The organism is Maricaulis virginensis, from assembly GCF_027922185.1.
GTDB lineage: Bacteria > Pseudomonadota > Alphaproteobacteria > Caulobacterales > Maricaulaceae > Maricaulis > Maricaulis virginensis.
The window spans coordinates 282385-295812 of record NZ_BSFE01000002.1; the positions used below are offsets into that span (position 1 = coordinate 282385).

A 13428-nucleotide genomic window follows, 5' to 3' on the forward strand; every position below is an offset into this window, starting at 1 on the left:
GCAAGAGGATCGATCCAGCTCATGCCGTGGAACGACAATCAGGGTGGAGGCGGCGGAGGCCCTTGGGGCTCCGGCGGCGGAAACAACAACCAGAATCCATGGGGGCGGCGTCCCCAGGGCTCTGGCGGTGGCGATGAAGGCCCCGATCTCGACGAGGTCGTTCGCGACATGCAGCGCAAGCTGCGCGGCCTGTTCGGCGGCGGCGGGAGCGGCGGCAATGGCGGCGGCAAGAAGGGTGGCGGTGGCGCCAGTGCCTTCGGCTTCGGCTTCATCCTGCTGGTGATCGTCGGCGTCTGGTTTGTCATGCCGGGCTCCGGCTGGTACCAGGTCGGCCCGAACGAGGCTGGCGTCGTGCTGCGCTTCGGCGAATATTCCCGGACCTCCTCGCCGGGTTTCCACTTCAAGCTGCCCACGCCGATCGAGACGGTGACGCTGCCGGAAGTGACGACAACGAACACGATCACCATCGGCCAGGGCAATGAAGGCCAGATGCTCACCCGCGACGAGAATATCGTCGACATCGATTTCGCCGTGCAGTGGCGCGTCGATCTGAGCTATCCCGACGGCGTGCGCGACTACCTGTTCAACGTGCGCGAGCCTGAAGCCACCGTCCGGGCCGTGGCGGAGAGCGCCATGCGCGAAGTCGTCGGTACGTCGGACCTGCAATTCATCATCACCGAGGGCCGGACCGAAGTGTCTCACAGGACGCGGGCCCTGCTGCAGGAAACCCTGAACGAGTACAATGCCGGTATCGAGGTCCTGCAGGTCAACCTGCGCAACGCCCAGCCGCCGGAGCGGGTGATCGACGCCTTCCGCGGCGTGGACGTCGCCCAGCAGGAAGCCGAGCGCGCACAGCTCGATGCGACCGCCCACGCCAACAGCGTCATCCCCCAGGCTCGCGGCCGTGCCGCCCAGGTGACGCAGCAGGCCCAAGCCTACCGGGACTCGGTGATTGCCGAAGCCCAGGGCCAGGCCGACCGCTTCGTGGCCATCTACGACCAGTACCGTCTCGCGCCGAATGTCACGCGCCGCCGCATGTATCTCGAGACGATCGAGGAAATTTTCCGCCGGTCGGACCTGATCGTGCTCGATGACCAGGCCGGCGCCGTGCCCTATCTGCCGCTCAACGAGCTCGGCCAGAACCGCAACCGTACGCAAGGAGGCAATCAATGATCCGCACGCTCGGCATTATCATTCTTGCGGTTGCCGTCTTCATCGGCCTGCAGAGTGTCTACACGGTCTCGGAAACCGAGCAGGCTCTGATCCTGCGCCTCGGCGAGCCCCTCGATGCGGTCAACGAGGTCGGCGAGCCCGATCCGGGCCTGCACTTCAAGCCGCCCTTCATCATGGAGGTGCTGACCTTCGACAAGCGCAATATCGAGCTCGATCTCGATCCGGAAGAAATCCTGGCCTCGGACCAGGAGCGTCTCATCGTCGACGCCTTCCTGCGTTATCGCATCACCGATCCGCTGCGCTTCTACCAGACCTTCCGCGACGAGCGCGGCGCCCGCGTTCGCCTGCAGCAGATCATGGATGACAGCCTGCGCGGCGTCATCGCGTCGATCCCGTCCTCCGAGGTCATCTCCGGCCAGCGTGCCGCATTGATGGACCGCGTCCAGACGGCGGTGGAAGACCAGGTGCGCACCGGCAGTTTCGGCATCGAGGTGATCGATGTGCGTATCCTGCGGGCCGACCTGCCGCAGCAGATCGCCGAGAACGTCTTCCAGCGCATGCGCTCGGAACGTGACCAGGAAGCGGCCCGCATCCGCGCCGAAGGCGAACAACGGGCAGCGGAGATCCGCGCCAATGCCGATCGCCAGGCGGCGATCATCGAGGCCGAGGCGCGCGCCGAGTCCGAACGGATCCGCGGTGAGGGCGATGCCCGCCAGAACCAGATCTTCGCCGAGGCCTACAGCCGCGACGAGGAATTCTTCGCCTTCTATCGCTCGATGCTGGCCTACCAGCAGGCGATGGGCGATGGCACGCCGATCGTGATTCCGCCGGACAGCGAGTTCTTCAACTACTTCCGGTCGGAAACCGGCGAATAGTGTGGACTGTGCTGATCGCCGGGCTCGGGGTGGCGATCGCGCTTGAAGGCGCGGTCTACGCCCTGGCCCCCGGCGCCATGAAAGACGTGATCGCCAGAATTGGCGCGATGAGCCCGGACCAGCTTCGCCTGGCCGGGCTCACGGCCTTGTGTCTGGGCGTCGCCATCGTGGCCCTGGCGGTACGCTGAGAACGCCGCAAACCTTACGCCTGCATCACTGCGGTTGCAGCGGGGTGCCGCGAAGCGGTATTCACCTTGTTCTGTATTCCGGTTCCCGAAATCGAACGGATATTTGCAATGCGGCGTTTTCTTGTTGCCTTCCTGGTTCTTCTGGTCACCCCGGCAGTGCTGGCGCACCCGGCGCCCGACGGTTTTGCCGACCTGGCCGAGCGGCTCTCGCCGGCCGTGGTGAACATCTCCGCCGCCCAGCGGCTGGACAGCGAAGATGGCTTGCCGGAATTCCCCGAGGGCTCGCCGCTGGAGCGTTTCAACGACATTTTCGGCGATGCACCGCGCATCGCGAATTCGCTCGGTTCAGGCTTCATCATCGATCCCGAAGGCCTGGTGGTGACGAACAATCACGTCATCGACGGGGCCGACGAGGTCGAGGTGGCCCTGCCTGACGGACGGGTCTTTGCGGCGGAAGTCGTGGGGATCGATCCCGTCACCGACCTGGCCGTCCTGCGCATGGAGGTGAACGAGGCGCTGCCGCATGTCGATTTCGGCGACAGCGACACGGCGCGCGTCGGCGACTGGGTGATCGCGATCGGCAATCCCTTCGGCCTGGGCGGTACGCTGACGGCCGGTGTGGTTTCGGCGCGCGGCCGCGATGCCGGCGGCCAGTATGACGACTATATCCAGACCGATGTGGCCATCAATACGGGCAATTCCGGCGGGCCGCTGTTCGACATGGCGGGCAATGTGGTCGGTGTGAACACGCTGATCCTGTCGCCCACCGGTGCCAGCGTCGGCATCTCGCTGTCCATCCCGTCCAATCTGGCGCGCCGCGTGGTCGATCAGCTGATCGAGTTCGGCGAGACCCGCCGCGGCTGGCTGGGTGTGAGCGTGCATCGCGTCACCCCGGAACTGGCCGAGAGCTTCGGTCTGAACACGCCTTACGGCGCCATCGTCTCGCGGATAGAGGAAGACGGTCCCGGCGAGGCGGCCGGCCTGCGCCAGGGCGATCTGATCCTGAGCTTCGATGGCGAGCGTGTTCAGGAGAGCCGCACTTTCCCGCGCATGGTCGCGGAAAGCGAGATCGGCCGCGAGGTCGAGGTCGAGATCATCCGCCGCGATCGCCGCATGACGCTGGACATCACGGTCGGCGAACTTGAGCGCGAGGGCGATGAAGATGCGGCGGCGGGCAGCGGTTCCGCCGGCGGCGTGGTCGATCCCTCCCAGGGCAATGCCAATGAAGTCCTCGGCATGACGCTGGCCGCGCTCGATGCGCCTTCGCGCCGCCGATACCGCGTCGATCCCGATGCCCAGGGCGTGCTGGTCACCGATGTCGACGCGTCCAGCGATGCGGCCGGCAAGATCCGCCCCGGCGACGTAATCGAGGAAGTGGAATTCACGCGCGTTGCGACCATCGCCGATATCCGCGAGATCGTTTCCGGTCATTCCGGCGGACCGATCCGCTTCCAGGTCAATCGCGGCGGCCAGTACGTGCTGCATTCCATCCGGCCGTGACGGCGCCGGCCAACCGGGCCCTGCTGATTGCGGGACCGACAGCGGCGGGCAAGACCGCCTTGGCCATTGCCGCGGCCGAACGGCTGGACGGCGAAATCGTCAATGCGGATTCCATGCAGATCTATAACGGTCTGCATCTGATCACCGCCCGGCCTTCACCCGGGGAAGTTGCGCGTATTCCCCATCACCTCTTCGGCGTGGCCGACCCGGCCGAGCGCTGGTCGGCCGGGCGCTGGGCCGAAGCCGCCCTGGCGGCGTGTAAAGAGATCCGGGCCCGGGGACGCACGCCCATCCTTGCCGGCGGGACGGGGCTCTATTTCCACACATTGACGGCCGGTCTGGCACCTGTGCCGGAGATCGGACCGGCGGCCCGGGCAAAGGCCGCGGCGCTGTTCGATGCGGGTGGGCTTGAGGCGCTGCGCGATGAGGCTCGCCGTCTCGATCCGGCCTCCGAGGCGCGGATCGGGCAGGGCGACCGCCAGCGCCTGCTGCGCGTGGTGGAGGTCGGCCTGGAAACCGGCCGGGCCCTCTCGGACTTCCAGGCCGACACACAACCGCTTCTGCCGCCCGGCAGCTGGCACGGGCTCGTGATCGAGCCGGACCGGGCCGCGCTCTACGACCGTATCGGCAGGCGTTTCGACAAGATGATGGAGGCCGGTGCGCTGGCCGAGGTCGAAGCGTTCGCGGCCCGCAATCTCGATCCGGATCTGCCCGCCATGAAAGCGCTGGGCGTGCCGCCACTGATCGCGCATCTGCACGGCGAGCTGGATTTCGACGCGGCGATAGAGACGGCAAAGCGCGACAGCCGCCGCTATGCCAAACGGCAACTGACATGGTTCCGTAATCAAACGGCCAGCTGGCCGCGGATAGTCTCGCTCGATCCGGCAGCGGCGCAGGCCGAACTCGCCGGCATTCTGGACGAGGGGGACTGACATGCATCCAGGCACACTGATGAACGCGCTGACGGCTCTGACCCTGACGGCGACACCGGCGATGGCTCAGGAAACGGCTGTCGAGGCCATCCTGCAGGCCGATCGCGATTTCGCGGCGATGGCCGCCGAGACCGGGCCCGGGCCGGCCTTCGAGGCCTATATGGACGATGTCGACGGGCGGCTGATCCGCGGCACGGCGGATGCGCTGGTCGGTTCCGCAGAGATCCGGGGGGCGTTCGACGCCTGGCCCGAGGGCATCCTGCTGCATTGGGAGCCGCTGGAAGGCTTCGCCTCCGAGGGCGGTGATTTCGGTGTCACCTGGGGCCTGTGGTCGCTGCATCCGGACGGCGATCGTGCCAGTGCGCCGGCCGGCCGTGGCACCTATGTCACCGTATGGCGGCAGGACGAGGCGGGGAATTGGCGCGGTTTGCTGGACATGGGGACGAATGATCCGTCCTATCGGCCCGAAGCACCGGAAGCCGATTCGCAAAGCGCCCCCGAGGATGACTGACCCGCTTTATACGAAAGACATCGATCTCGACCCGATCCGCAAGTGCCGCCTGGCCATTCTGGGCTATGGCAATCACGGCCGCTCGCACGCGCTCTGCCTGCGTGACAGCGGTGTGCGGGATATCCGGATCGCGCTGCGGGATGGCTCGCCGTCGCGCAGCAAGGCCGAGGCGGACGGGTTCGAGGTGATCGGCCTGGACGAGGCGGCGCGCTGGGCCGATGCCATCGCGCTGCTCGCCGCCGACGAGGCCCATCGTCAGATCTGGGACCAGCACATCGCCCCGCACCGCAAGCCCGGCCAGGCGCTGATCCTGTGCCACGGCTTCTCGATCCACTACGGGCTGATCGAGCCACCCGCCGATGCCGACATCATCCTGGCCGCGGCGAAGGGGCCGGGCGGGGCGGTGCGCCAGGAATTCGAGAAGGGCAAGGGGCTGATCGGTTTCTGGGCGGTGCACCAGGACGCCTCCGGCCACGCCCGCGAGCTCGCCCTGGCCTATCTCGCCGGCATCGGATCCGGTGAGGTCGGCATCTTCCCGACGACATTCCGCGAGGAAACTGTCTCCGACCTGTTCGGCGAACAGGTCGTTCTCGTGGGCGGGATGGTTGCGCTGGCCAAGGCCAGTTTCGACCGGCTGGTCGCCGCTGGCGTGTCGCCGCGCATGGCCTATATCGACTGCGTTCACGAGATCAAATATCTCGCCGACCTGATCCAGGCACGCGGGATTGCCGGCATGTATGAAGCGATCTCCGACACGGCCGAATATGGCGCGCGCCAGATCGAGGATGCTATTGCCGGCCCGGAGCTCCGGCGAACCTTCGACCGCGCCATGACCGCGATCGAAGATGGCAGTTTTGCCAGGCGCTGGGTCGAGACCTACGAGGCCGGCAATGCCATGACAGCGGACCGCGCCCGCGACCGCGAACTGCCGGTCGAGGCGGCCGGTGCTGAGCTTCGCAGCCGCATCTACGGTGACGCGAAATAGCCAAGCCGCCGATGGGGCTGTATTAAGCGGCTATTGTTGTTTCTCACTGCGGGGGCAGGACATGTCATTCAATCCGGTCAAGATCCGGCGATATGGTGAACCCAAGGAAGTGGTGGCGCGCGTCTTCGAAGAAGTGGGCGGCATCCCGAAAGTCATGGAATTGCTCGATCTGAGCCGCACGCGAGTCTATGCGCTGGCGGATCCCGATTCCAGCAATGAGATCTCCTACACCCGCATGGCCACGCTGACCGAAAACGGTGCGACGGCCGCGGCCCAGCACCTTGCAGCGCTGGCGGGCGGTATCTTCCTGCCGATCGAGAAGGCGGACGATGCCAACTGGCTGGCGCTGGCCGGCGATGCCAGCCGCTCGAATGCGCGCAATATCTCTGCACTGATGGAGTCGCTGAGCGAGACCGAGCGCTCGCCCGGCCGGGTCGATCAGGACGAGGCTCGCGGCATTCTCAAGGTTCTGGACGAACAGCTCGCCGTGCTGGCCATCCAGCGCGCCAAGCTGGTGGCCATCGCTTCGGGCGAAGCCGTCGACATGGACGCCGAAATGTCAGACGGTGAGGCGGGTTCCAACTGATTTGCGCACGGCCCGACCTGTGACCTGTCAGACGAACCGCGCCATACGGAACGGCCGAGCATGAACCGGATTTTCAACTTCATCCTGCGTATGGATGCGCGTGCAGCGCGGGCCATCGGTGTATCGGCGGCCCTGTTTGTCGTTGTCGCCGTCATCTTCCTGATCGGCCGTTTCGTACTGGATATCGAACCCGGTGCTGCCGGCAGCTGGTTCGGTTCGCTGCGGGACCGCTGGTATGCACTGCCCGTCACGATCGGTGTCTTTATCGCCCTGTCTTTCCTCGGCGCGCCGCAATTCGGACTGATGGCTGCGGCGATTGTCGCCTTCGGTCCGGTGACGGGGGCATTGTACGCCTGGATCGCGACGCTGACGGCGGCATCGGTGAACTTCTGGATGGGGCGTGTTTTCGGTGCGCGCATCCTCAAACGCTATGGCGGCGACTGGGCCAACCGGATCTCGAGTTTCATCGGCCGCAACGGGCTTGTTGCGTCCATGGTGGTGCGCTGGGTGCCGTCGGGGCCCTTCATTGTCGTCAATATGGGCTTCGGCATTGCCCGCACACCCTATTGGGCCTTCCTGCTGGGTACGGCTCTGGGAACCGGTCCCAAGATCATTGTGGTCGGCCTAGCGGGGCAGGGCATCCTGGCCATGCTGGGTGAAGGGCGGGTGCTGGTCGGACTGGCGCTGTTCGGGGCTGTCGGGGCCTGGTTCGGGATCATGCTGGCGGCGCGCAAATGGCTGCGCCGGAACCGGCCCGAAGCGGCAGCCGAGACCGAGGCAGCGACGCCCGAATAGCAGGCACACCTGCCATGACATGTGTGTCCGTACGGTCGCACCCCTTGCAATCTATCGCGGAGCATCGCACAAGAAAACAAGTTGCACCGCGGCTTTGCCGCCACACGTCTGAACGCGCCACGCTCATGCTCAACAGCCTTTTCGGTTTGCTCTCCGCGGATATCGCCATCGACCTGGGTACCGCGAACACGCTCGTTTACGTCAAGGGGCGCGGCGTCGTCCTGAACGAGCCGTCCGTTGTCGCCTACAAGATCGAGAAGGGCCGCAAGCATGTGCAGGCGGTCGGCGCCGAGGCGAAGCTGATGCTGGGCAAGACGCCGGGCAATGTCGAAGCCATCCGTCCGATGCGCGACGGTGTGATCGCCGACTTCGATGTCGCCGAGGAAATGATCAAGCACTTCATCCAGAAAGTGCACAATCGCCGCGCCATGGTCTCGCCGCAGGTCGTGATCTGCGTGCCGTCGGGCGCGACGGCGGTCGAACGCCGCGCCATCCATGAGAGCGCTCTGGGTGCCGGTGCCCGCAAGGTCTATCTGATCGACGAGCCGATGGCGGCTGCCGTCGGTGCCGGCCTGCCGATCGACGAGCCGACCGGTTCGATGATCGTCGATATCGGCGGTGGCACGACCGAAGTGGCCGTGATGTCGCTGTCCGGCATCGTCTACTCGCGCTCCGTCCGCGTCGGCGGTGACAAGATGGACGAGGCGATCATCAACTATATCCGCCGCTCGGCGAACCTTCTGATCGGCGAGACCTCGGCCGAGCGGATCAAGAAGGAAATCGGTTCGGCCATGCCGCCGGTGAAGGGCGAGGGCCTGTCGCTGGACATCAAGGGCCGCGACCTGATGAATGGCGTGCCGCGCGAGATCGCCGTCACCGAAGCCATGATCGCCGACAGCCTCTCCGAGCCGGTCGAGCAGATCGTCGAAGCCGTCAAGCAGGCCCTCGAGGCGACACCGCCGGAACTGGCGGCCGATATCGTCGACAAGGGGATCGTGCTGACCGGCGGCGGCGCCTTGCTGCGCAATCTCGACACCGAGCTGCGTGAACGCACCGGTCTGCCGGTGAGCCTGGCGGACGAGGCCCTGTCCTGCGTCGTGCTCGGCTGCGGAAAGGCCGTCGAAGACTTGCGGATTTGGCGCCCCATTCTCTCCGAAGCCGTGTAACCTCCGCCCCCGCGGGTGGAGAAGGAGTGAGTCGCGGTGGCCACAAGGCGCTCGACACGACATGATGGCGAGCAGGGTGTCCGCTTCTCGCGGACTGTCTTCATTGCGCTTCTTGTTCTGTCCTGTGCACTGATCGCCTTCGATCGCCCGCAATCGCGATCCGATACTTTCGCCCGTATCCGTGCCGGCTTCACCGACCTGACGGCTCCCGTTCTGGAACTGGCCGCCCAGCCGCTTCGCGCCATCAAGAATATCGGCCCCTATTTCCGCCGGCAGGGCGAGCTTGCCCAGGAAAATGCCGACCTGCGCCAGCAATTGATCGAGGCGCGCTACTGGGAAGATCTCGCCTATCGCCAGCGCGACCGGATCGAGATCTACGAGGATGCGCTGAACGTCGACACGCCCGCCACACAGGACCGGATCGGTGCCTGGACCGTAGCCGACCCGCGCGGACCGTTCGTGCGCGCTCGCCTCATTGGCCGCGGGTCTCTGTCGGGTATCGAGGACGGCTATCCGGTCATCAATCTCTACGGCCTGGTGGGCCGCGTCTACGAGACTGGCCGCCAGTCTGCACGCGTGCTGCTTCTGACCGACCTCAACAGCCGGATTCCCGTCATGGCGGACCGGTCGAATGCGCGGGCCATTCTGGTCGGCGACAACTCCCCCTATCCGCGACTGGAATATGTCGGCCGGGCGCCGGATATCCAGCCGGGCGACCGTATTGTCTCGTCAGGTGATGACGGCATTCTGCCGCGCGGCCTGCCGGTCGGCGAAGCGGTGGCGACGCGCGAAGGCGGATGGCGGGTCCGGCTCTATTCGGACCAGGCGCCGATCGATTTTGTCTGGGTATGGCCCTACCGCCGGGTGACGCCGCCGGACGAGGAGGTCAGCGCCGACGAGGCCGGACTGCTCGACCCCGACGAGGCTGGCCCGGCGACAGCGGCGCCCGTCGCCGAGGCGGCGCCTGCGGGCGCGGACAGCGGCGATGGAGAAAGCGGTGCTGCTGCGGATCCGGAGGCCCAGCCATGAGAAAGCCGACCGACCGCAGCTCGATCTGGACCTCTGTTGCCCTGTGCGTTTTCACCGTCCTGCTGGCCCTGGTCATCCAGGCGGCACCGACACGCCTGGTCGACGGCATATCGGTCATGCCGACCTGGCCGCTGATGGTGATTTTCCTGTGGTCGGGACTGCGCCCGCACTTCATGCCGCCGATCGTGATTTTTGCCATCGGTCTCGCCCAGGACCTCCTGACCGGCGCGCCAATGGGGGTCTGGGCCCTGTCCTACCTGGTTGCGCTGGCGGTCTGCCGCTTCCGTGGCGAGGACGGCATGCCGCGCGATCTGCCGCCGGTCCTGCTGCGTTTCGGGGCAACGCTCCTGCTGGCGCACGGTATCGCCTTTGCCGCCGGAAGTTTCGCCCTGGAGCAGATGGCCGACCTGCAGCTCTTGATCATCGAACTGGCAGCCACGATGCTGATGTTCCCGCTTCTGGCCTTTCTGGCGCTGCGTAATCGCCGCCCGGGCCGGTCCGGGTTCATCGGGGGCTGATCGCGAGGCAAGATGCGCGCTGACCGCCAGGAACAGGATCTGAAATTCACCCGCAGGGCCCTCATCATGTCGGGCCTTGGCGGGCTGGCCTTCATCGGGCTGGGTGCGCGCCTGTACTCGCTGCAGATGCTGGAAGGCGAGCGCTACCGGCTGCTGTCCGAAGACAACCAGTTCAATTTCGACCTCCTGCCGCCGTCGCGAGGCCGCATTCTCGATCGCTTCGGCGTCGCGGTCGCCGATAATCGGGACAGCTACCGGGTGCTGCTGGTGCCGGAGCAGGCCGGCGATATCGGGGCGGCCCTGGACCGGCTGTCGCGCTTCATGCCCCTGTCCGACGCCGATCGTGAGCGGGTGTTGCGCGCGGTTCGGCGCCAGTCGCGCTATCGCCCGGTCACCGTGGCGGACGATCTGGACTGGCAGACTTTCTCGGCCATCAATCTCAATGCGCCGGATCTGGGCGGTGTACGGCCCGATGTGGGCGAGGTGCGGTCCTACCCCTATGGCGCGGCCTTTGCCCATGTGATCGGTTATGTGCAGACGCCGAACGAGGACGATATCGCCGCCAGTCCGCGCGAGGAGGAGGGGCTGCTGCTCCATCCGGGTTTCCGGGTCGGCAAGACCGGGGTGGAGGTCTCGCGCGAGCATGATCTGCGTGGCGCCGCCGGTGCGCTGAAGACCGAGGTCAACGCGCGTGGCCGGGTGATCCGCGAACTGCCCGAACAGTCCACGGCGCCCCAGCCCGGCCGGGATGTGGTCCTGACCCTCGACGCCGACATCCAGCGCTACGCGCATGAACGGCTGGGCCAGGAGTCCGCTTCGGCCGTAGTGATCGACGTGAATACGGGCGAACTCATCGCGCTTGTGTCCACGCCCAGCTTCGATCCGAACCTGTTCGTTGGCGGCATTTCCTCGTCGGACTACGCAGCCCTGCGGGCAAACGATCACAATCCGCTCTTCCACAAGTCGATCATGGGGACCTACCCGCCCGGCTCGACGTTCAAGGCAGTTGTCGCTGCGGCGGCGCTGGAACACGGTCTGGTCGATCCGAACGAGACAATTTTCTGCAACGGATCCACCATGCTGGGCCGGCGCGAGTTTCACTGCTGGCGCCGCCAGGGCCATGGGCGCGTAAATCTGCACGAAGCGGTGAAGACGTCCTGCGATATCTTCTTCTATGAAATGGCCGACCGTCTGGGGATCGACCGGCTCCACGACATGGCGGTCCGTTTCGGTGTCGGTGAACAGTTCGACATCGGCATTTCCGGCGTGCGTTCGGGCAATATGCCGAACCCGGCCTGGCTGCGCGCCCGCAGCAACGAGCCCTGGACGACGGGGCACACCTACAATGTCGGCATTGGCCAGGGCGCGGTACTGATGTCACCGCTGCAACTGGCGGTGATGACGGCCCGTGTCGCTTCCGGCCGGGCTGTCGAGCCGACGCTCTATCGCAATGCGCTGGCCCGTCCGGCGCCGCATATCGGCGTGTCCGAACCGGCACTGGCCCGCGTGCGGGCCGGCCTTCGCGGCGTGGTCGAGGAACCGGGCGGCACGTCCTATTCGCTGGGCGGGCTGGGCATCGAAGGCGTCGCGATGGCCGGCAAGACCGGTACGGCACAGGTCTACTCCATCACCGCCGAAGAGCGCGCGTCCGGCGTTCGCGACCAGGACGACCTGCCCTGGCGGCTGCGCGATCACGGCCTCTTCATGTGCTATGCTCCCGCCGACGATCCGAAATATGCCGTGGTCGTTGTTGTGGAACATGGTGGCGGATCGAGTGCCGCGACACGCCCGGCCCGCGACATCCTGCGCCGCGTTGTCGCGCGTGACCCCTCCAGCCGCGCCGGCGTGTTTGCCGATCTTGCCGGCAATGACCGGCGCGGGGGCGCCTGATGGCGGTTTTTCGCGAGAGCGTGCCGCGCGATCTGCGCGGCAAGCTGATGGAGTTGAACTGGACGCTGGTCCTGTTGCTGGTCCTGCTCGGTGGAGCCGGTGTCGGCATGCTCTATTCGGTGGCCGGAGGCAGCTGGACACCCTGGGCGGTCAATCATGCCATCCGCTTTTCGGCGGCTTTCGGCGGCATGATGGTGATCGCGATGTTTCCGCCGCGCTTCTGGATGGGCGTGGCCTATCCGATCTATGTCGTGGCGCTTGTCCTGCTCGCGGGTGTCGAGATCGCCGGTGTCACGATCAATGGGTCACAGCGCTGGCTGGATATCGGACCGATACGGGTACAGCCCTCCGAAGTCATGAAGCTGGCCCTCGTGTTCGCGCTGGCGCGCTTCTATCACGACCTGCCAACCGAGAAGGTCTCCAGCCTTGGCGGCCTGCTGGTTCCTGCCGCGCTGATCGGTCTGCCGGCACTGCTGATCGCGAAACAGCCGGACCTGGGCACGACGCTGCTTCTCATTGCAACGGGCGGGGCGATCGTCTTCCTGGCCGGGCTGAGCTGGAAGATCATCTTGCCGGGCGCCATCGCCGGTCTTGCCGGCGCGGTTGGCTTTTTCCGCTACGGCCTGCACGACTACCAGCGCGAACGGATCATGACGATGTTCAATCCGGACGCCGATCCGCTGGGGGCGGGCTACCAGATCCTGCAGTCCAAGATCGCGCTGGGGTCCGGCGGGTTCACCGGAAAGGGCTTCATGGAGGGCACCCAGTCCCAGCTGGAATACCTGCCGGAAAAGCAGACCGACTTCATCTTCACCATCCTGGGCGAGGAATTCGGCTTTGTCGGCGGGCTGGTCGTCCTGTCGATCTACGCGCTCGTTCTGGCCAACACCATCGCCATCGCGATCAGCTGCAAGTCCACCTTCCTGCGCCTGTTGAGCATGGGCGTGGCGACAACCTTTGCGCTCTACGTGATCATCAATGTCGGCATGGTGATGGGGGCCCTGCCGGTCGTCGGGGTGCCCTTGCCGCTCATCTCCTACGGCGGGACGGTGATGATGGCCGTGCTGGCCGGCTTCGGTCTGATCCTGGGCGCGCACATTCACCGCAATGCCGAACCGCCGCGGGGCGCGGGACTGTTCGGCTAGGGTGAGACTCCCCGCCGCGCTGCGGGCACGATGTTTGCGCTGGCGAAGCCAGCTTGACCTGATCGGGCCGTTGGGGAAGTGTGCGCGACAATTTTACGCAATTCGGGCGCGGGGGGCCGCGCCCAGGCAGGGGAG

General features: G+C 66.0%; 14 protein-coding genes. All 14 read left to right on the forward strand.

What is annotated here, in order from left to right:
- Positions 1-21 precede the first annotated feature (21 nt).
- The 14 genes from hflK (at position 22) to rodA (ending at position 13293) form a co-directional block, all read left to right on the forward strand.
- A complete protein-coding gene (hflK, locus tag PKE71_RS04805) occupies positions 22-1173 on the forward strand; it encodes an FtsH protease activity modulator HflK (RefSeq protein WP_271185825.1) in 1152 nt (383 codons plus the stop codon).
- The gene (hflC, locus tag PKE71_RS04810; protein ID WP_271185826.1) at positions 1170-2048 is read left to right on the forward strand and encodes a protease modulator HflC; all 879 of its coding nucleotides are present in this window, start codon (positions 1170-1172) and stop codon (positions 2046-2048) included. Before hflK ends, hflC begins: the two co-directional genes overlap by 4 nt.
- Positions 2048-2236, forward strand: a complete 189-nt coding sequence (locus tag PKE71_RS04815) for a DUF2065 domain-containing protein (protein ID WP_271185827.1) — start codon at positions 2048-2050, stop codon at positions 2234-2236. The genes hflC and PKE71_RS04815 overlap by 1 nt, the downstream gene beginning before the upstream one ends.
- Positions 2237-2344: 108 nt before the next feature.
- On the forward strand, positions 2345-3736 hold the full coding sequence (locus PKE71_RS04820; protein ID WP_271185828.1) for a Do family serine endopeptidase: 1392 nt from the start codon (positions 2345-2347) through the stop codon (positions 3734-3736).
- Entirely contained in the window at positions 3733-4668 is a 936-nt protein-coding gene (gene miaA, locus PKE71_RS04825; protein WP_271185829.1) for a tRNA (adenosine(37)-N6)-dimethylallyltransferase MiaA, read from the forward strand. The genes PKE71_RS04820 and miaA overlap by 4 nt, the downstream gene beginning before the upstream one ends.
- Position 4669: 1 nt before the next feature.
- Positions 4670-5179 (forward strand): YybH family protein, encoded by a 510-nt coding sequence (locus PKE71_RS04830; protein ID WP_271185830.1) that lies wholly within the window; start codon positions 4670-4672, stop codon positions 5177-5179.
- Entirely contained in the window at positions 5172-6164 is a 993-nt protein-coding gene (ilvC, locus tag PKE71_RS04835) for a ketol-acid reductoisomerase (protein ID WP_271185831.1), read from the forward strand. The genes PKE71_RS04830 and ilvC overlap by 8 nt, the downstream gene beginning before the upstream one ends.
- 61 nt (positions 6165-6225) lie before the next feature.
- Complete coding sequence (locus PKE71_RS04840; RefSeq protein WP_271185832.1) at positions 6226-6750, forward strand: hypothetical protein; 525 nt, start codon at positions 6226-6228, stop codon at positions 6748-6750.
- Positions 6751-6810: 60 nt separating this feature from the next.
- Positions 6811-7545 carry a TVP38/TMEM64 family protein gene (locus PKE71_RS04845; protein ID WP_271185833.1) on the forward strand — a complete coding sequence of 245 codons (735 nt, stop codon included), beginning with the start codon at positions 6811-6813 and terminating at the stop codon, positions 7543-7545.
- Between the two features lie 125 nt (positions 7546-7670).
- Entirely contained in the window at positions 7671-8711 is a 1041-nt protein-coding gene (locus tag PKE71_RS04850) for a rod shape-determining protein (RefSeq protein ID WP_271185834.1), read from the forward strand.
- Between the two features lie 36 nt (positions 8712-8747).
- Entirely contained in the window at positions 8748-9740 is a 993-nt protein-coding gene (gene mreC / locus PKE71_RS04855; RefSeq protein WP_271185835.1) for a rod shape-determining protein MreC, read from the forward strand.
- Positions 9737-10258, forward strand: coding sequence for a rod shape-determining protein MreD (gene mreD / locus PKE71_RS04860; protein WP_271185836.1), 522 nt, complete (start codon positions 9737-9739; stop codon positions 10256-10258). The genes mreC and mreD overlap by 4 nt, the downstream gene beginning before the upstream one ends.
- Before the next feature lie 12 nt (positions 10259-10270).
- The gene (gene mrdA / locus PKE71_RS04865; protein WP_271185837.1) at positions 10271-12148 is read left to right on the forward strand and encodes a penicillin-binding protein 2; all 1878 of its coding nucleotides are present in this window, start codon (positions 10271-10273) and stop codon (positions 12146-12148) included.
- The gene (gene rodA, locus PKE71_RS04870) at positions 12148-13293 is read left to right on the forward strand and encodes a rod shape-determining protein RodA (RefSeq protein WP_271185838.1); all 1146 of its coding nucleotides are present in this window, start codon (positions 12148-12150) and stop codon (positions 13291-13293) included. Before mrdA ends, rodA begins: the two co-directional genes overlap by 1 nt.
- Positions 13294-13428 lie beyond the last annotated feature (135 nt).